The 18989-nt window shown below is 48.5% G+C and carries 14 protein-coding genes; 11 read left to right on the forward strand and 3 right to left on the reverse strand.

Annotation, left to right across the window (positions count from 1 at the left end):
• Nucleotides 1-9: 9 nt before the first annotated feature.
• From ABDW72_RS10810 to ABDW72_RS10845, 8 genes are all read left to right on the forward strand, one after another.
• Nucleotides 10-1002, forward strand: coding sequence for a PorP/SprF family type IX secretion system membrane protein (locus tag ABDW72_RS10810; RefSeq protein WP_347158571.1), 993 nt, complete (start codon nt 10-12; stop codon nt 1000-1002).
• Between the two features lie 354 nt (nt 1003-1356).
• Nucleotides 1357-3363, forward strand: a complete 2007-nt coding sequence (locus ABDW72_RS10815; RefSeq protein WP_347158572.1) for a lectin-like domain-containing protein — start codon at nt 1357-1359, stop codon at nt 3361-3363.
• Nucleotides 3364-3366: 3 nt separating this feature from the next.
• Nucleotides 3367-4383, forward strand: a complete 1017-nt coding sequence (locus tag ABDW72_RS10820; RefSeq protein WP_347158573.1) for a PorP/SprF family type IX secretion system membrane protein — start codon at nt 3367-3369, stop codon at nt 4381-4383.
• A 668-nt stretch (nt 4384-5051) separates the two neighbouring features.
• The gene (locus ABDW72_RS10825) at nt 5052-6905 is read left to right on the forward strand and encodes a T9SS type B sorting domain-containing protein (RefSeq protein WP_347158574.1); all 1854 of its coding nucleotides are present in this window, start codon (nt 5052-5054) and stop codon (nt 6903-6905) included.
• Between the two features lie 17 nt (nt 6906-6922).
• Nucleotides 6923-7918 carry a PorP/SprF family type IX secretion system membrane protein gene (locus ABDW72_RS10830; protein ID WP_347158575.1) on the forward strand — a complete coding sequence of 332 codons (996 nt, stop codon included), beginning with the start codon at nt 6923-6925 and terminating at the stop codon, nt 7916-7918.
• A 167-nt stretch (nt 7919-8085) separates the two neighbouring features.
• Nucleotides 8086-9300: a pyridoxal phosphate-dependent aminotransferase gene (locus tag ABDW72_RS10835; RefSeq protein WP_347158576.1), complete on the forward strand. Its 1215-nt coding sequence runs from the start codon at nt 8086-8088 to the stop codon at nt 9298-9300.
• On the forward strand, nt 9300-10319 hold the full coding sequence (locus ABDW72_RS10840; protein ID WP_347158577.1) for a bifunctional heptose 7-phosphate kinase/heptose 1-phosphate adenyltransferase: 1020 nt from the start codon (nt 9300-9302) through the stop codon (nt 10317-10319). Before ABDW72_RS10835 ends, ABDW72_RS10840 begins: the two co-directional genes overlap by 1 nt.
• Complete coding sequence (locus tag ABDW72_RS10845; RefSeq protein WP_347158578.1) at nt 10300-12099, forward strand: TrkH family potassium uptake protein; 1800 nt, start codon at nt 10300-10302, stop codon at nt 12097-12099. Before ABDW72_RS10840 ends, ABDW72_RS10845 begins: the two co-directional genes overlap by 20 nt.
• 81 nt (nt 12100-12180) lie before the next feature.
• On the opposite strand, the gene ABDW72_RS10850 is transcribed toward ABDW72_RS10845, so the two are convergent.
• The 3 genes from ABDW72_RS10850 to hemE form a co-directional block, all read right to left on the reverse strand.
• Nucleotides 12181-14265, reverse strand: coding sequence for a potassium transporter Kup (locus tag ABDW72_RS10850; protein ID WP_347158579.1), 2085 nt, complete (start codon nt 14263-14265; stop codon nt 12181-12183).
• Nucleotides 14265-15377 carry a porin gene (locus ABDW72_RS10855; RefSeq protein ID WP_347158587.1) on the reverse strand — a complete coding sequence of 371 codons (1113 nt, stop codon included), beginning with the start codon at nt 15375-15377 and terminating at the stop codon, nt 14265-14267. Before ABDW72_RS10855 ends, ABDW72_RS10850 begins: the two co-directional genes overlap by 1 nt.
• Nucleotides 15378-15453: 76 nt before the next feature.
• A complete protein-coding gene (gene hemE, locus ABDW72_RS10860; RefSeq protein ID WP_347158580.1) occupies nt 15454-16497 on the reverse strand; it encodes a uroporphyrinogen decarboxylase in 1044 nt (347 codons plus the stop codon).
• 256 nt (nt 16498-16753) lie between these two features.
• Between hemE and ABDW72_RS10865 the strand changes: the two genes are divergently transcribed.
• The 3 genes from ABDW72_RS10865 (at nt 16754) to ABDW72_RS10875 (ending at nt 18633) form a co-directional block, all read left to right on the forward strand.
• On the forward strand, nt 16754-17026 hold the full coding sequence (locus ABDW72_RS10865) for a hypothetical protein (protein WP_347158581.1): 273 nt from the start codon (nt 16754-16756) through the stop codon (nt 17024-17026).
• 59 nt (nt 17027-17085) lie between these two features.
• The gene (locus tag ABDW72_RS10870; RefSeq protein WP_347158582.1) at nt 17086-18018 is read left to right on the forward strand and encodes a hypothetical protein; all 933 of its coding nucleotides are present in this window, start codon (nt 17086-17088) and stop codon (nt 18016-18018) included.
• A 204-nt stretch (nt 18019-18222) separates the two neighbouring features.
• Nucleotides 18223-18633: a hypothetical protein gene (locus ABDW72_RS10875; protein WP_347158583.1), complete on the forward strand. Its 411-nt coding sequence runs from the start codon at nt 18223-18225 to the stop codon at nt 18631-18633.
• Nucleotides 18634-18989 lie beyond the last annotated feature (356 nt).

An 18989-nucleotide genomic window follows, 5' to 3' on the forward strand; every position in this document is an offset into this window, starting at 1 on the left:
GAGGTACTTATGAAGTCAATTCTACTTTTCATTTTCTGTTGTATGTATGCCTTCGCTGCTTCAGCGCAGCAAAAGCCGCAGTACAGCCAGTACATGATCAATAATTACCTCATCAACCCGGCCATATCGGGTATAGAGGAGTATGCCGATGTGAAGTTAGGAAGCCGGCAGCAATGGGCTGGGATAGACGGCGCACCTTTTACCATGTATGCCAGCGTGCATGCCCCGATTGGCTACAGTTCAGGTGGCAAACGGAGCCGCTCAGCCACAGCGCCTTCGTTCGGAAGACAGAATCAGCGGCCAGCCACAAGAGTTAAGCCGCACCATGGCATCGGCCTGATGGTGATGCGCGATAAAGTTGGCTCGTTTTCCAGAACAGAAGTAAGTTTTTCATACGCCTATCATTTACTGCTGAATGATGAAATTAAGCTGGCGGCTGGTACATCGTTGGGTATTATTCAGCAAAGCTTACAGGCGAACGAACTTAAACTGGCGGACCCATCTGATAATGCAGCGGTAAGTTGGAGCGCTACCAAACCAAACCTTTCTGTGGGCCTGTGGCTCTATAGCAGTACCTTTTATGTCGGCTTATCTGGCTCACAGCTCTTTGCCAATGATGTGCATTTTGATAACAACATAGAAGAACGTAATTACTTGTATAAACATTTCTTCTTAACAGCGGCCTATAAGTTCGACGTCACGGATAGATTTAGTGTTATCCCTTCGGTAATGGCGACGTGGTCGCAGCCGCTGCCGGGCGCGCTGGATTACAACCTTCGGGTAATATATGAAAACCGCGTCTGGGTGGGAGGATCATACCGGCAAAACGATAGCTTCGCCGTATTGGCAGGAGTTACCCTCAACCATATTTTTGATGTAAGCTATGCTTATGACACCGGTATCAGCGATTTGGGCGGCATGAGCAGTGGCAGCCATGAAGTGGTACTGGGGATGCGGCTTTTCAATAAACGGAAAGTACTTTGCCCTTCTAACCTATGGTAGCACTGCTCGTGGGCTGCACCATCATAGCGGGCCCACAATGATGCTTTGATAACTTCAATCCTACGATCTTTCTTGGCAGGTTATGAGTAGCTCTCGGGCTAATTAAGTCCGCTTGCTTTTTCTGATAATTGCATGAGTGTAAACAATGCGACGGCTCCCTTCAGTTCTGCAATCGGTAATCTTGCTCCATTTTCAAGGTTGGTTTTGAATAAATAGTGTCCTTAATCTTTATAGCATAGAGGATTATACTTTCCGAAGGTCTCTAGCTAAGCACAGAGAGGTGGGCAGCAAGTATAATGGGAAAGAGTATGCTTATACTTTTCTTATGCTATTTTTTATTGCTAAAATAGCTTTATGAACATACCGCTACTGCTTGGGTGCATTTTTTACTTTTTAGACAAAAAGTGGGCTTCTGTTGTGCTTTGCTGCATTTTTACTGCTCTGGCTATCCCTTATGTTGCTAATGCACAGTTCGTAACCCGGGGCGATGCTGTGAAATTATCAGGCCAGTGCTTCAAAATAACGGAAGATCAGCAGTTCCGCTACGGCTCCATCTGGTCACAAAATAAAATAGACCTGTCTAAACCGGTAGAGCTGGAATTTATCATTTATATGGGAACGAAAGATGCGGACGGTGCCGATGGGATCGCCTTTCTCTTCCATAATGATCCAAGAGGGTTTAATGCGACGGGAAATACAGGGCATGATCTTGGGTTTGCAGGCGGAGGCGGAATCAAGCCTTCCGTAGCAGTTGAATTTGATACCTGGCAGAACCAGGATGATCCGGCTGACATTCCTGCCGATCATACAGCCGTGAGTTACAATGGCGACATCTTACACCCTGTTGTTGCAGCTTTGCAAATAGATCCGGGGAGTGCAGATGTCGAAAATAACCAGTGCCATACTTATAAGATTTCGTGGGACCCTGTTACAAAGGAGCTGAAGCTTTTCTTTGACGGGCAGCAGCGTTTCAGCCACACCGATGACATTGTGAAAAACGTGTTTAAAGGCACTACAGAAGTATACTATGGTTTTACCGGTTCTACAGGCGGCAGTTCGAATGAGCAGACCATCTGCGTACTGCATGACAGCAAACTGGTGGCAAACGACGATGTGGTGGAAGCGGAACCAGGCAAGCCGATTCAGATAGATGTGCTGGCAAATGATACCGGAGGCGGCGACTCCTTGATCCTGACACGTATCCGGCACCAGGTAGGCAAAGGCGTGGCAACGATTGTAGGGAACAAGCTGCTCTATACGCCGGATGCCTGGATAGCGGATGTGGACGATGTGGTGACCTATGAGATCAGTGATGTCGGGACGGACCAGTGTTATGCTAAAACAGCCACAGCAAATGTGCGGATCAAAGTCAGGTGTAAGTCGTTGCAGGCACCGGTGCAGATTACGGCCTCTGGCAGTACTACTTTCTGCGCTGGCGAAAGCGTAACACTAAGTATGCCGGGAGGAGTAGCTGGACCAAAGTACCAGTGGAAACGGGACGGAGTCGCGATTGGCGAGAACAGGCCTGAACTTGTCGCCACTGCTTCGGGGAGCTATACCCTTGCTGTCACAACTGTATGCGGCACCACAACTGCGAGTCCTATACTTGTTAAGGCTGTGCCGGTGCCCTTAGCACCTGTTGTGCCTGATGTGGAGCGGTGCGGCCCGGGCGAAGTCAGTATCACCGCGACGGGCGCTAAAGCAGGGGAGTACCGCTGGTATTCGGCGGCTGTGGGTGGTGCTCCGCTTCCTGAAACTGGCAGCAGGTATACGACGCCTGCGCTTACAGCTACTGCTACCTACTATGTCTCTGTGTTGCGGAATGACTGTGAGAGCCCCCGGGTACCGGTTAAAGCGGTTATAAACCCTGTTCCGGATGTAGCCCCATATGCCGAAATAATTGTGGAGAAAGGAAGTAGTGTAACTTTGCAAAGCACCGCTGGAGGAGCTGCTTACCAGTGGTCGCCTGCCACAGGGCTCAGCAATACTGCCATCGAAAGTCCGGTGGCGCAGCCGGAGCAAACGACCCTCTATACCGTGGTGGTAACCACGGCAGCTGGCTGCCAGACAACCGGGCAGACGAAGGTGATCGTGCGAAAAGAGCTCGTTATACCCAATGCTTTTTCGCCCAATGGCGATGGGGTGAACGAGACTTGGGAAATTGCTACGCTGGAAGGCTACCCCGATGCCCGGGTAGAAATCTTTGACCGCTGGGGAAGCAGGATCTATGAAAAGACAAACTATAACAACGAATGGGATGGTACCTCGCACGGCAAAGCCCTGCCCGTTAGCACTTATTTTTATGTGATCACGCTGAAAGAAGGTCGTAAGCTTACCGGCTCTGTCAGTATCATTCATTAACCTATGGCTATGACAAAATGGATGCTATTGGCTCTCATACTTATTCTGCCCCTGCTAGCGGCTGGGCAACAGAAGCCGCAATACAGCCAGTACATGTTAAACAATTACCTGCTTAACCCGGCTATAGCAGGCATTGAGGATTATGCAGACATCAAGATTGGAGCGCGCAACCAATGGTCGGGTATGGAAGATGCACCCAATACTTTTTACCTGAGTGCCCATACACGGCTTACTAAAAAGAACATTGGCACAAGTAGCAGCTCCATCGAACGTAAAACGCCTGCATTTGCGGCAGAGCGCGAGCAGCGCAGCACTTACCGCAACGAAAATTTCAAGCCGCGCCACGGAGTAGGGTTGTTAGTAATGCATGATCAGCTGGGTCCCTTTGTGCGCACCGAAGCCAGTTTTTCCTATGCCTATCATATGCCCCTGACCAAAGATATAAAGGTTGCGGCTGGCGTTGCAGTAGGCGTAACGCAGTTGAACCTGGCAGGCAGCAGCCTTCATTTTGCGAATCCTGCCGATGCGGCAGCATCAGACAGAAGCTCCTGGCGGCCGAATCTTTCCAGCGGACTGTGGCTATACTCAAGCGAATTTTATGTGGGTGTTTCAGCGGCAGAGCTTCTGGGTAACTCGCTATTGTTTGATGGCGAAAACGGGGCGGCAGGCGAAGGGCGCACGCACCTGTTTGTGACAGGAGCCTACAAGCTTGCTGTAAGCGAAAGATTTGCTTTAATTCCCTCGCTGATGGTAAAATGGCTGCGGCCTTTGCCCGTTTCAGTTGACTATAACCTGCGGGCGCTCTACAACAACCGGATCTGGGCAGGAGTATCTTACAGGCAAAAAGATAGTATGGCCTTTCTGGCAGGACTGACGCTAACCCATACCTTTGATCTGGGTTATGCTTATGACGCTGGCATCAGCGATCTGAGCAGCATCAGCGGCGGGAGCCACGAAGTGGTATTGGGTATACGCCTGCTCAACAAGCGGAAAGTACTTTGCCCTTCTAATCTGTGGTAACATCGTTGGAAGCCGGTTTGCCTCTCATCCTGTGCTTTTTTTTCACTCACTACAAGCAACCTGTATAGCAAGAGCGCATGCGCTTTCTGGATTGTCTTTATATACGTCTTTCTATCAGCCGCTACTATAAAAGGGTCTTTCAGCACTAGCATCCCTCTCAAGTTCAGATAAAATTCTTGCATCATTTCGAAAGAGACAAGTTTAGTGAAAGTACATACTACAGATTTCTGCTAACTGGATTATACTTATAAATTTTATTATTTATTGCTAAATTTCTAGTCTTTAACTAATAATCTATATAGCTCTATATTTAATAAACTTATTAAAACTTTTTTAATCGAAAACGGGTATTGCATAGTTGATGATACTAAAAATATAAGGAAAATACGTGTCCGTCGTTTTATCACCCTATGCTCCCCAATCTACTTAAGAAGCACTATATCACGCTAACGCTCTTATTATGGTTTAGCCTTGTAGTGGCATGCGGTCACGTGTCAGCGCAGGAAATCTCAACTTCTGGCAGTACTGCTGCCAAAGCTGCCTGCACGCCACAGATACTGCCAAAAATACAGGCTGCGGCACCTTTCCCTGCCGATAGCAAAGAAATCTATATCTGTAAGGGAGGAAGTGTCATTCTCAACCTTGTTACAAAAGACATGACTCCACCCATGATAAGTTTTGAGTGGAGCAATGGCAATACCACTTCCACTTCTATTAACGTGACCAGATCCGGTACCTACTACGCCAAGGTGACGGATGCCGATGGTTGTGTAGGTACTTCTAACAAGATCAAGGTTATTGTTAATGACAAACTGATTGCACCGGTTATTCAGGTGTCAGGCCCTACTACGTACTGCGAAAGCGGAAGCGTTACCTTTTCTGTTACGCCTATAGAAGGTACCAGCTATTACTGGCGAAAGGATGGGCAAACAATTAATGAATTTAAGGGGATGACCAGTATTACCGTGACAGAGCCCGGCGTGTATTCCATACTTGAAACGAATTCCTGCGGACCGGCCTACAGCCAAAACCCCACAGAGTTTGTGATCGATCACCCCATACCTTCCTTTTCTATTGTAGCTAGGAACAATCTGGAGTTCTGCGAAGGAGATAGCCTGGTGCTTACGGCTCCGGATATACCCCATGTAAAATATGTCTGGAAAAAGAACGGCATACCATTCGGAAAAGACAGCCTGGTGCAGGTTACGAAAGAGTCGGGGTTGTATACGGTAGATTTAATTAACACCTGCGGCGCCTATACCAGCTCCAATACGTTGAAAGGTACGCTGCTTGCTACTCCGAAGATAACCGAAGTTATAGATGGCCGGGGGTGTGTAAATACTAAAATCACGCTTACGGCTAAAGGAGGCACCAACGGTAGCTACCGTTGGTACACCAGCAAAGAGAGTATTGCTATTTCAGGAGCTGTAAATGAAACATTTACGACAGATGCGCTGAGCAAAACAACCACCTTTTATGTAGCTACAACCAACGGCCAGTGTGAAAGCCCTCGAACGCCGGTGCAGGCGATTGTTGAAACTCCTCCTACGGCTCCCAAGATTTCTTTTACAGGCCCCACTACCGTATGCAGTGGCGAGAGCGTACGCCTGCACACCAAAGCCATAGAAGGAATGCTCTACCAGTGGAAAAAAGACGGAAAGGTGATCTCGGCTGCTCAGGATACGGTGTATGATGCGGTAGAAAGCGGTACCTATACTTTAGACATCAACAACAGCTGTAATGTTACCGCTACCTCTAACGCGGTGAAAGTAGAGGTACGTGCGCCGGTAGAACCCCCAATGGTACAGGGCAGTGGCTCCTGCGAACCGACGAGCCTGACCCTGGTAGCTTACGGCGGGGACAGCAACGGCTACCGCTGGTATGATGATGCCGAAAGCCTGATTCCGATACCAAATGCCACCGGCAGCACCTTTGTCACCCCAAAGCTTACGGCTACTAAAACATACTATGTATCAGTGGTGCGGGGCGCTTGTGAAAGTACCAGAGTACCGGTACAGGCGCTTATTATACCATTTCCGGAGGCTGATGCGGGAGAAACTGTAATTATTGAACAAGGAAAGAGTGCCGTGCTGCAGGGCAGCGGCGGAGTAACCTATCATTGGGAGCCGGCTACCGACCTCAGCGACCCGGAAATTGCCAACCCGGTTGCCAGCCCGAAAGAAACGATTACGTATACCCTTACAGTAACCAACGAAGCTGGTTGCCAGGATACGGATGAGGTACTGGTATTAGTTGAAAAAGTACTGCAGATACCAAATGCTTTCTCCCCGAATGGCGATGGCGTAAACGACAACTGGAAAATTGGCAATATTCTAGAGTTTCCGGGAGTACAGTTGAAGGTGTTTGACCGCTGGGGAAACAAAATATACCAAAACGACAGCTATCAGAATGAATGGGACGGCACTTACAGGGGCCGTGTAGTGCCTGTTGGAACTTACTTCTACATTTTTACACTGCCCAGCAAGCGGCAGCTAACCGGCTACCTGAACGTGGTTCAGTAGTATGACACAATGTGTTTATGAGAGCAGTTTTAGCCTTTATGTATATTATGTGTTGTGCAGTCGTGGCCTTTGCTCAGCAAAAGCCGCAGTACAACCTGTACATCATGAACAACTACCTGCTGAACCCGGCTATTTCAGGTATAGAAGAGTACACGGATGTGAAACTGGGAAGTCGGCAGCAGTTCTCAGGAATGGAGGGCTCGCCATCTACAGTGTACCTCAGCGTGCATGCCCCGATCGGGTACAGCTCTGTGGCACGCAATGCCCAGCGAACAGAGTCAACGCCATCTTTCAACACACTGCCGCAAAATCGGATGATAAAACCTAAGCCGCACCACGGGGTGGGGCTGATGGTGATGCACGACAAGATAGGCGCCTTTTCGCGGACCGAGGCAAGTTTATCGTATGCTTACCACCTGCTGCTGAGCGACGAAGTAAAATTGTCGGCAGGTGCCGCTGCCGGTATCATGCAACAAAACCTGCGCTCGGATAAGCTTACGTTTTATGACCCCGTTGATAATGCCAAAGTAGACTGGAATACGATCAAGCCTAACTTGTCGATGGGGCTCTGGCTTTATAGCAGCAATTTTTACCTGGGCATGTCTGCTACACAACTGCTGGCTAACAGAGAGAACTTTGATGACGTAACAATGGAGAAGAACGGCCAGTATGTACATTACTTTGCCACAGGCGCCTATAAGTATGATGTGTCCGACCGGTTGAGCCTGATTCCTTCGGTGATGGTGATGTGGCTGAAACCGCTGCCCGGCTCCATTGATTTTAACCTGCGGGCTTTGTATGAAAACCGGATGTGGGTAGGAGGCTCGGTTCGTCAGAACGGCAGTTTTGCTGTGCTGGCAGGTTTAACCCTGAGCAACACGTTTGATGTGGGCTATGCCTACGATACCGGTTTACAGGAGCTAAATGGCTTCGGCGGTGGCAGCCACGAGGTGGTGGTGGGCGCACGGCTGTTTAACCTGCGCAAAGTGTTCTGCCCTTCCAATCTGTGGTAACTTCTAACCCGTAAAATTCTCTTCATTCCGCCCTGCTATACTTAGTAATTACCCGGTCTTGCCGGGTAAACTGCGTTAAGTTTTCGTGCGAACACCAGAATAATCCTGCCAAGGGTGTGGAAAGTCTGTAGCTTTCTAAGTAAATTGCTGGCTAAACGACTAACCACATGTACAAACTAGACGAGGAACGCCATATCTTATCTGACAGAATTTCTGCACTGGCAGAGTCGCAAACTATCGCTATGGCTAAAAAAGGCCGGGAGCTGGCAGCACAAGGGTTCGATGTGATTAACCTGAGCTTTGGTGAGCCTGACTTCCAAACGCCGCAATATATAAAAGATGCCGCCAAAAAGGCGATCGACGATGGCTTTACTTTCTATACGCCGGTACCTGGTTACCTGGACCTGCGGCAGGAAATAGCTGCAAAATTCAAGCGCGATAACAACCTGGACTATAAGCCGGATCAGATTGTCGTGTCTACGGGGGCCAAGCAAAGTATAGCCAACGCCGTACTTTGCCTTGTCAATCCGGGTGATGAAGTATTGATCTTCTCACCTTATTGGGTGTCGTATGAAGAGATTGTGAAACTGGCAGAAGGCATTCCGGTACAGGTGCAGGGCCGCCTGGAGAACGACTATAAAGTAACGCCGGAGCAGTTGGAGAAAGCCATCACCTCTAATACCAAATTGGTAATGTACTCCTCGCCCTGCAACCCAACAGGCGCCGTGTTTGATGAAGATGAATTAATGGCCTTGGCTAAAGTGTTGGAGAAGCATCCGCAGGTATACGTAATGGCCGACGAAATTTACGAGTACATCAACTTCGAGGGCAAGCACGCAAGTATGGCCAGCATCGATTTTATGTATGACCGCGTGATTACCGTAAACGGATTCTCGAAAGGATATGCCATGACTGGCTGGCGCGTAGGCTACCTGGCCGCCAACAAAGAAATTGCCTCCGCCTGTGATAAAATGCAGAGCCAGATGACCTCCGGTACCTGCTCTATAGCTCAGAAAGCAGCAGCAGCAGCCTTGCAGGGCGGCAAAGCCTCGGCCCTGGAAATGACAGAGGCATACCGCCGCCGCCGTGATCTGGTGCTGCAACTGATGGATGATATCCCCGGTTTTAAAACATACCTGCCGAATGGTGCTTTCTACATCTTCCCGGATGTGAGCTACTACTTTGGTAAAAGTGTGGATGGAAAAACCATCAATTCAGCCGAAGACCTGAGTATGTTCCTGCTAACCGATGCGCATGTAGCCCTGGTGAGCGGCGAAGCTTTCGGCGCACCGCAATGTATCCGCTTTTCATATGCTATCTCCGACGACAGGCTCACTGAGGCATTAGGCCGCATCAAGAACAGCCTGGCAAAACTGCAGTAATGGATCAAATAGCAAGCCTGGAAGAGCTGTTTGCAGCCTTCGACAAGCTACGCGTGCTGGTGGTGGGCGATGTAATGATTGACTCCTACTTATGGGGCAAGTCAACGCGCCTATCACCGGAAGCGCCCGTACCAATAGTGAATGTGCTGAAGCGCGAGTTGCGCCTTGGTGGTGCTGCCAATGTGGCCCTGAATGTGCAGGCAATGGGCGCGTTGCCACTGCTTTGTTCCGTTGTTGGCGACGACCAGGACGGGGCTGCTTACCTGCGCCTGATGGAGGAGAAGGGGCTGCCCACCGAAGGAATTGTGCAAAGCCCTGAACGGGTAACTACCATTAAGCACCGCATTTTAGCCGGAGCACAGCAGTTGCTGCGCATCGATTCGGAGATAGAACACAACCTTACCGCCTACGAGGAGCAGTACCTGGAAGAGCGTTTTCTGCAGTTGCTGGAGCAGGCTGACGTGGTGGTGTTCGAAGATTATGACAAAGGCGTGCTGTCTGGCCACAATATCCGGCGTTTTCTGGATTTGGCAAATGCGCGGGGCATTCCGACCGTTGTCGATCCTAAAAAGAAAAACTTTCTGAGTTACAGCGGCTGCACCTTGTTCAAGCCAAACCTAAAGGAGCTGAAGGAGGGTCTAAAACTGGACTTTGCCGATGATAACCTGCCGGCTTTTGAAGAAGCAGTAGAAGCACTGCAGCAACAATTGCAGACAAGCCAAGTGCTGGTAACACTCTCGGAGCGGGGCGTATTTGTAGCCGATAAGGCTGATAAAACATACATTCAGGCACACCGCAGGGCTATTTCTGATGTATCCGGCGCCGGTGATACGGTGATAAGTATAGCGGCATTATGTGTAGCACTGCATACGTCTATGCCGTTTATGGCTGGGCTCAGTAACCTGGGGGGCGGCCTGGTTTGTGAGCAGGTGGGCGTAGTGCCGATAGATAAAGAGCACCTTTTTGCCGAGGCGCACCGGATAGGGCTGATGGAAGCGCATGAACATAGAATCTCTTAACAGACGTTTGTATGGCAGCAAGTTGCTGGTGTATACCCTTATGCGCCGGACAACGTATGGGCTGACCATTTTGTCTGTTGGCTTGCTGCTGTATGCGCATGGCGTGGTAGAAAGCCCCGTACGCCTGCAGAAGCTATACTATGCCATTGACGGCATTCTCGCTGTTTTTGTCTTCATATACCTGCTGCGCATCCTGTATACGTTTGAACGGATCCGCTTTTTGAGGCGCACCTGGTTTGAAGGACTCCTGATGGCTATCATCTTCATCAACGAGTTTTGTACCTACCTGCTTGGCTTTCCTGTCATCTATACCGTTTTTGAAAGTATAGGCATTCCGCTTTCGGTGGAGTTTTACCGGGTGCTCATATCGCTGTACATGCTGGTGCTGCTGATGATCGAGCTCTTTGAAACACGGGTGCACCTGCTGACACTACAGCTAAAACCGTCCGTTACCTTTATCTTCAGCTTCATTTTTCTGATATTGGGAGGGGCCGCTTTGCTGATGCTACCTAAAATGACAAATGCGCCCGAAGGCATTCGGTTTGTGGATGCCGTCTTTATGTCGGCTAGTGCGGCCTGCGTTACCGGTCTGGCCGTTGTCGATCCGGGGACATACCTCACTTTCTCAGGACAGGTGGTGTTGCTTTTGCTGATACAACTGGGCGGCCTGGGCATTCTGACGTTTGCGACCTTTTTTGCCTCCTGGATGAAGCTGGGCCTGGGCATGAAGCAGCACGTGGCCATGCATGAGATACTGGAAAGTGAATCTCTTTTCCATACCAAAGGGCTTCTGCCGAAGCTTATTTTTCTTACGTTCTTTATAGAGGGAGTCGGGGCAATGGTTGTTTTTTCAACCTGGGGGCCGGACGCACAGTTTACGAACCTTGGCAGTAAGATATTCTTTTCTGTTTTCCACTCCATTTCAGCATTCTGTAATGCCGGGTTCTCACTCTACCCCGAGGGGCTTTATACCGATCCTATCCGCAGCTCATATGTGCTACACGTTGTAATTGCCATCCTGATTATACTTGGGGGGCTCGGTTTTCCGACCATACTCGATGTGCTTTCGCCGAGCAACATGCGGCGGCGGCTGGAGGCCCCTTGGAAAGAATGGAAAATGCTCTCGAAAGTGACTATTTATACTTCCGCTGCCCTGATTATCGTCGGAATGATCGGCTTCTTTCTACTGGAATACTTCAACACACTCTCACACCTCAACTTTGCCGAATCGCTGGTAGCTTCGTTCTTCCAGTCCGTTACCACGCGTACGGCCGGTTTTAATACCGTAGATATTTCAGAGCTAAATGTACCTACCCTGTTGCTGATGATGGTGCTGATGTTTATTGGCGGCTCTCCGGGTTCTACAGCGGGCGGTATCAAAACAACTACCTTCACTGTCATTCTGCTGTCCGTTTGGACGACTATCCGCAACAAGCGCAACCTCGAGATCGGCAAGCGCACCATTCCGCATTCTATTGCCTACAAAGCTTTTTCAGTGCTGGCCTTTGCCGTGATGATCAATATTGTAAGCATCTTTATCTTATCCATTACGGATGCCCAATTCGATATTCTGAAGCTCGCTTTTGAGCAGGTATCGGCCTTTGCTACTGTTGGCCTGAGCACAGGTATAACGGCCGGCCTGTCGGATGCGGGCAAAGCGGTGATCATCATGTCGATGTTTATTGGCCGGGTAGGCACCCTAACACTAGCGGTGGCACTGAGTACACGCAACTCCTTCACAAATTATAAATACCCGGAAACACACCTGGTAGTAGGATAATAGCACCCCTAAAGAAAGCAACCGCAAAAGTCAGTTATACTTGAAGAAATGGATTTTTGCGGTTGCTCCTGAACTTATACCTTATATTTTGATCTGGGTGCCGACCTCAAACACCCTTCTGGATGGAATGTTGAAGTATTTGGTGGCTCGTTGCGAGCTCATGGTCAGAATCGTGAAAAGCTTTGATTGCCATTTATGTAGGCCCACATCTTTGGAAGGGATGAGGGTTTCGCGCCCGATAAAGTAGGTGGTATCGATCAATTGCAGCGGCGTTTTCATTTGCTGCAGGGCTTTCACAGATTGCTGCATGTCTACTTTATCCATGTAGCCGTAGCACTCGACCACCTTAAAGAAGCCAGGCGCTATTTCCTCTACCCGGTACTTGGCTCCAGCCGCTACATGAGGCACTTTCTCTACTTTGAGGCTGTAGATCACCACCTGGGTGTGGAGTATTTTGTTGTGATGCAGGTTCAAGGCCAATGCCGGGGGCGTTACTTTGGGATTTCCGGTCATGTAAACGGCTGTCCCTTCCACCACATGCGGCGGGTGCTGCTCCAGGCCTTTGATAAATGATGTAAGCGGGGGAGTAAGCGTGCGTAAGGTGCTGCGCAGCACCCGCCGTCCTGCCATCCAGGTGCGCATCATCAGGAAGATGATGGTCGCGATCATGAGCGGGAACCAGCCGCCTTCGGCCACTTTGAGAATGTTAGCACCAAAAAAGGAGAAGTCGATGATCAGAAAGAAGATTGTCAGCCCGATAGCAAAGGGCAAGGGCCACTTCCACAGCTTGCGCATGGCAATAAAGCCCAGCACACTGGTGATGACCATCGTGGTAGTCACGGCCACCCCATAAGCGGCAGCCAGGTTGCTGGAGCTGCCAAAGCCGACTACAAGGCTCACCGTGGCTGCAAAGATGATCCAGTTGATTTGAGGAATGTAGATCTGGCCCCGCTCCCGCTCAGAAGTATGCAGGACCGATACTCTGGGGAAGTAGCCCAGGTTTAGGGCCTGGTACGTGAGCGAAAAAGCCCCCGAGATTACGGCCTGCGAGGCAATGACTGTAGCGAAGGCAGAAAGAATGACCAGTGGGTATAGGGCCCATGCAGGGGCCAGGTGAAAGAAGGGGTTCACGGCCAGCTCAGGATGATCGAGCAGCAAAGCGCCCTGCCCGAAGTAGTTGCACAGCAGGCAAGGCAGCACCACGCAAAACCAGGCCAGGCGAATGGGAAACCGGCCGAAGTGGCCCATATCAGCGTAGAGAGCTTCACCGCCCGTTACAACCAGGAACACCGCACCCAGCACCAGCAGCCCATGAAAACCGTGCTGTTCGAAAAAGATAGCGGCATAGTAGGGGTTTAGGGCTTTGAGTACCACCGGATCTTTGATGATCGCAGAAATGCCCAGCGCAGCCAGCACCAGAAACCAGAACAGCACGATAGGGCCGAAGATCTTACCCACGCCGCCGGTGCCTTTGCTTTGCAACAGGAACAGGCCCAGCAGGATGGCTATGGTAATGGGAATCACATAGGGCTCGAAGAGTGGCGTGGCCACGTTTAGCCCTTCCACGGCACTGAGCACGGAGATGGCCGGAGTGATCATGCCATCGCCATAAAGCAAGGCTGCTCCGAACAAACCCATCACCAGTACCATGCTGTAGTACCACTTCTTACTGGAAGGCAGCACTAGCTCCATCAGCGCCAGAATACCGCCTTCTCCCTCGTTATCGGCCCGCATCACCACAATTAGGTACTTAAAGGAGATGACCAGGATGAGGGACCAGAACACCAGCGAGAGCACACCCAGGATGTTATCGTGAATGGGAGGCACGCCATACTCGCCGTAGAAGCACTCTCGGATAGCATACAAGGGGCTGGTGCCGATGTCACCATACACCACACCTAAGGCGCTGAGAGAAAGTAATAACAGGTATTTGGTGCTTCGCTTGTGAGGGAGCTGTTCTGTCATATTGGAGGGGTCGTGTTGTTCCATTAAGGTGTATTCTATTACTAAAATTGTTTTATTTACGGTAAAAGTATAGTCAGGGTCAAATAGATGCTTTAGCTGGTTGGCCTCTAGTATGTAACTGCCTCTACGGCCGCAATGTTTGGCTTTGCTGTCAGAAGGTGTAGCACCGGCATAGGCAGGGCTATCAACAAAGCAGATCATTATCTGCTGAGCTTCACAGCAATAGAGCCAACCAGTGCTACATTGTCGCCAACATACCTGCCATCGCGCAGAAACAAAGAGTTTGGGCTTGTAAACCACCTGCTCTCCAGGCGGCACATAATGGCGGGCGCAGGCATATAATCCAGATTTGCAGAGAAGCCGGCCGTTTTGAAAGGAATATTATTGGGCTGTGCCACGATGACGTTATACTTGTCAGCGTAATATTCTGCCCGCAAGCCAATTGCCCATTCCCGATCAAAAGTATAGCGGGTGATCAGGATGGGACTGTACCAGGTATTGTAGGAGTTGCTACCTTTTTGCTTCTGCTCAAATCCAACATCAAACCCAGCGATAAAGTGGAGCCGGTCTGCTAAAGCGAACTTGGCATAGAAATCGTTGAAGTAGCGCATTTTTCGGGCCGCATCCGGGGAGTCTGTGCCGATAAAGGTGCTCCAGTTCAGCAGGGTGCTAGCAGTGGGGCTATAACTGAGTTGCGTTCCGAAGCTGAGGAGCGAGTTGCCGGGTACCCTTTGGATACGCTGCCAGCCGTTAGACACAAGTGCTGCCACATACCATTTACTATCCGGCGCATACGACAGCCGGGCACCAGCCAGAAAGTAAGGCGAGTTCTCTGCCAGTAAAGAGCGCGTCAGGGTAGGATTTTCGGTAGAGATAGCGCTTTCAAACCCCAAGTTAGAAGGGAGAATGCCTGCATCCAGCCAGAGGGTACTCCCTTGGTTAAGGGCAACGCCTGCATGCGCTTCATAAACAGGCTTTAGCATATCCTGTTCAGCTGCATAATTGTCCTGGGCATAGGTGCCGGCCTGCAAAGCCAATGTCGCCCTATACTTGGCATGCTCCACTTCTACCTTTAGCAGCCCCAGGTTGAGGTTGAATTCGTTGTGGCGGTTGTGGTTGTAGATAAAAGGCAGCCGGTAATCTCTTGCGGGTTTGTTGAAGTCGTAAGCATAGTAGGTATCCACAAAGCCGGTTAAGGTTATCTTAGGCGCTGCTTGTAACGTCGTGTCGGATTGCGCGGAGGTGGTGCGGGAGAAAAATAGAAGAAAGAGAAAAAGTAAAGTAAATAGTTTTTTTATAGAGAGGGTATAAATTAAAACCTGCCGGCTATAACCTTATACTTGGTTATAGCCGGCAGGTTTAACTGTGGCAAGGCAGCCTTGTTTATACTTACTGGTCTCCCATAATGCTGCCGTACTCTTTTATCGTCTGCACAAAGCATTTTACTTTTTCCGGGTCAGTGTCGGGGTAAACGCCATGGCCGAGGTTAGCAATGTGGCGTTGCGGGCCAAATTCTTTCAGCATCTTAATTGTCTCGTGCTGTATAGTGTCGAAAGAGCTGTAGAGAAGGCAGGGGTCCATGTTGCCTTGCAGCGTTTTATTAGGGCCGACCTGCTGGCGGGCTTTTTTCACTTCCATGTTCCAGTCCAGGCCAATGGTTTCGCAGTTAAGGTGTGCAAAATCCTCCAGCGCAAAGAAAGCACCTTTGGCAAACACCGTTACCGGTACCTCTGTAATGGCGTTGCAGATCTCGGAAATATAAGGCAGGGCAAACACGCGGTACTGCGCCGGCGACAGGATGCCCGCCCAGGAATCAAACACCTGGATGAGGTTGGCGCCGGCTTCTACCTGCGCCTGCAGGTAGGCAATGGTCGTATCGGTAATCATGCGCAACAATTGATGCGCCAGCCGCGGGTTGGTGTATAATATGCCCCGTGCATGCGAAAAGGTCTTGGAGCCGCTGCCCTCCACCATGTAGGCCAGGATGGTCCAGGGGGCACCGGCAAAACCGATGAGGGGTACGCGGCCATTCAGGGCACGCTTGGTAACTTTTATCGCCTCCAGCACATAATGCAGGTGCTCGTGCGGGTCGGCTACGCGCAAATGTTTGAGGTCTTCTTCGGTACGAATAGTTTTTGGGAAGAGCGGCCCGCGCTTTTCCACCATTTCATAGGTGCAGCCCATCGCTTCGGGCACTACCAGTATATCCGAAAAGATAATAGCCGCATCCACGTCCAGTATATCTACGGGCTGAATGGTTACTTCGGCAGCAAACTCTGGCGTCTCCACCAGCTCTTTAAAGCCGCTCAGGCTGTTGCGCACCGCACGGTATTCAGGTAAAATGCGGCCGGCCTGGCGCATGAGCCACACCGGCGTGCGTTCCACCACCTCGCCTCTGGCAGCTCTTATCAGCAGATCATTTTTCAGTTGCATGCGGCAAAGATAAGGTTAAATGTGCTAATTTTTGAATGTGCGGGTGTGATTACAAAAGCTTTAGATGGGTAAACTCAATATAAAATGTTCTCAAATGCTACTACTTTTAACTATAAAGTATAGAAAAATAGTAGAGAGCATCTCCATTATCGAGCGTATTACCGTTGCGTTTACTAAAATAAACTTATGGGCTTCTTGATTATTTATTATAAATTTATAAATATACATATATTAATTTATAATAAACAAAATATCTATGAAACACTTAAACCCTTTACTACTTCTAGTGCTATTTTTGCTACTCTCGTGCAGCGAGCATGTAGAAGATGTCGCGCCTGCTACAGTCGCAGCAGACACATTTCAAGAAGAAGCGAGGCAGTATTTTGAGAATGAAGTGCTGGCACAGCAGAAAGAGCCGAATAAACACTCACAAGCAAACACCCAAAACAATAATCCTCGCCGCAACCTGATAAAAGTGCCGACTGGTCTCGGGCTTATTCCAAGCCATGGCCTACAGGTGAGGCGGTAGTGGTGCCCCTGGTTTATACCTAGCAACTTTACGCCGGATACAATAATGGTAAAAAGCGATTGCCTCTAAATGCGCTTTCTTACCTGCTGCTCTATAAAGATGGGGACAGGCAGTGGCAGGCGGAGGTAGTGACTGCGGTGCCGGATGAGGAAAGCTTGTTTGGCGCAGACCCCGCCAGACTGTTTACAGGCACGGTGCTGGTAGAAGACTGGCAGGGCAACTTTGTGAAGGGCTTCCGTTACAGCCAGCATAGCATTGAACCCTTATCTCCTCCGCAGGTTGTAAATTTGATTCTTTCCAATTATATCAATTCATTATTCATCATACATAGTATACCACAGCCGAATTTTTTATGCAAGAATGAAGGCTCGGATTATCAAAAATTAACCTACATTTTTATGAAACATATATTTTCCTTTCAAATTATAGGTTTTATAGCTCTTCCTTTATGTGTTTCTTGTATAAATTTTAAAGAAAATAAACAAGAGCATAACAAAGTAGTTTTTGTCAATGAAGGCTATCGGGAATATGGATGGAAGGAGTATGATAAAGACTCTATCCAATTTAGAAAACCAATGCGAGTCATTCTTGATTTATATACAGTTGAATATCATCTAAACAACCGGGGGCTAATAATATACAAAGTAAAAAAAAACAAAAATTACGTGACAAGGAAAGTTATGTATAAACAAACCCTTAATAGGGAGCAGATGCGAGAGTTCAAAAAGCTTTTTACAGAAATTAAGCTGGATTCTATTAGCCATGTAAGCTCATCTTTAGGCGTAGATGATGGATTTGGGGTAAATGTTATTATTAGCAAGAATAAGCAGAAAAAAGAAATTTATTGGAGTAACATGTATGTGCCTGATCTTGTGAAGTTGCTCTCTATTGTAAACCGCCTATCACCGAAGAAGTATAAATTTTACGTCAATGAGGAGCAGTTTATTGAGGAGCTTAAGAAGCTATCACCAAAAGAATCAAGGTTCAGATAGAAGGGTTATAACCTGGGTCAATAGTTTTACCAAGATATGGCTTGGGGTGGTCTTCAAGGCACAACAACATTTTCTAACTTACCTTCAACAGATAAGACTAGGATTTTGAATATTAGTGCTATTGAACTTACAGGAAAAGACACTACTGGCAATAGCCAGCCTCAGAAAGGGAAAAAAGCTGGATGCTAATAACTATTGATTATCATGAATAAAATCGTTTTAAACTTTGGGTTATTACTGTTAGTAAGTGGTTGTTGTAATTTGAACAGCCCGATGAAGCCTACCTACAACAATGGAGGCTACACCTTCAAAAAATATAAAACTAAAAGCCTTTTAGCAGAAGACAGTGTCATAATTAGTGGAAAAATAACTGATTTGAACACAAATAAACCTCTTGTGTTTTCGACTTTAAAGCTTGGATGTATATCTCAACAGACTACTTCGGGCGGATATAAGCTAAACATTAGGCCTTTTAATGTTAAAAGCCAACTACAGGCTATTCCTCTTGGTTATTTAAGTGTTGAGACAGAACCATTTGTCAGTCATTCAGGAGATTCAATTGTAATAGACTTTTATGTTGTGAAAGATGAAAGTATGATTATTGATTGTAATTGAGGTATCTTAAACTAATTCAAAAGACAAATAACTATAGTTTATAGTCAAATAGAATATCGACCAGCACAATCTGATAGCCGATAATCTTATCACGGATCTGGCCGAGGGGATCAGGGACTTTGTGGAGGCCAACACGCCTGATATTAAGAATTACTCGGACATCTCCTTGGATACGTATAAAGCCATTGCTTGGAATGGGTTAGAGAGCACAGATGCATATGAGAACCTCTCTGATGATGAGAAAAGTGCTATCGGAATGAAAAGAACATTACTAAAACAAACGTGAACTCGGAAATTAGGCATTGATTCTGGCAGGTTTGAATTTACTGTTCTGCTCCAAGAAAGTGTAAGCTGTG

The sequence above is a fragment of the Pontibacter chitinilyticus genome, from assembly GCF_039748935.1.
Classification (GTDB): Bacteria; Bacteroidota; Bacteroidia; order Cytophagales; family Hymenobacteraceae; genus Pontibacter; species Pontibacter chitinilyticus.

Excerpts from the sequence above, each read along its gene's own strand:
- ABDW72_RS10810 (WP_347158571.1), top strand. The coding sequence starts at position 10 with ATGAAGTCAATTCTACTTTTCATTTTCTGTTGTATGTATGCCTTCGCT.
- ABDW72_RS10815 (WP_347158572.1), top strand. The coding sequence starts at position 1,357 with ATGAACATACCGCTACTGCTTGGGTGCATTTTTTACTTTTTAGACAAA.
- ABDW72_RS10820 (WP_347158573.1), top strand. The coding sequence starts at position 3,367 with ATGGCTATGACAAAATGGATGCTATTGGCTCTCATACTTATTCTGCCC.
- ABDW72_RS10825 (WP_347158574.1), top strand. The coding sequence starts at position 5,052 with ATGATAAGTTTTGAGTGGAGCAATGGCAATACCACTTCCACTTCTATT.
- ABDW72_RS10830 (WP_347158575.1), top strand. The coding sequence starts at position 6,923 with ATGAGAGCAGTTTTAGCCTTTATGTATATTATGTGTTGTGCAGTCGTG.
- ABDW72_RS10835 (WP_347158576.1), top strand. The coding sequence starts at position 8,086 with ATGTACAAACTAGACGAGGAACGCCATATCTTATCTGACAGAATTTCT.
- ABDW72_RS10840 (WP_347158577.1), top strand. The coding sequence starts at position 9,300 with ATGGATCAAATAGCAAGCCTGGAAGAGCTGTTTGCAGCCTTCGACAAG.
- ABDW72_RS10845 (WP_347158578.1), top strand. The coding sequence starts at position 10,300 with ATGAACATAGAATCTCTTAACAGACGTTTGTATGGCAGCAAGTTGCTG.
- ABDW72_RS10850 (WP_347158579.1), bottom strand. The coding sequence starts at position 14,265 with ATGATCTGCTTTGTTGATAGCCCTGCCTATGCCGGTGCTACACCTTCT.
- hemE (WP_347158580.1), bottom strand. The coding sequence starts at position 16,497 with ATGCAACTGAAAAATGATCTGCTGATAAGAGCTGCCAGAGGCGAGGTG.
- ABDW72_RS10865 (WP_347158581.1), top strand. The coding sequence starts at position 16,754 with ATGAAACACTTAAACCCTTTACTACTTCTAGTGCTATTTTTGCTACTC.
- ABDW72_RS10875 (WP_347158583.1), top strand. The coding sequence starts at position 18,223 with ATGAATAAAATCGTTTTAAACTTTGGGTTATTACTGTTAGTAAGTGGT.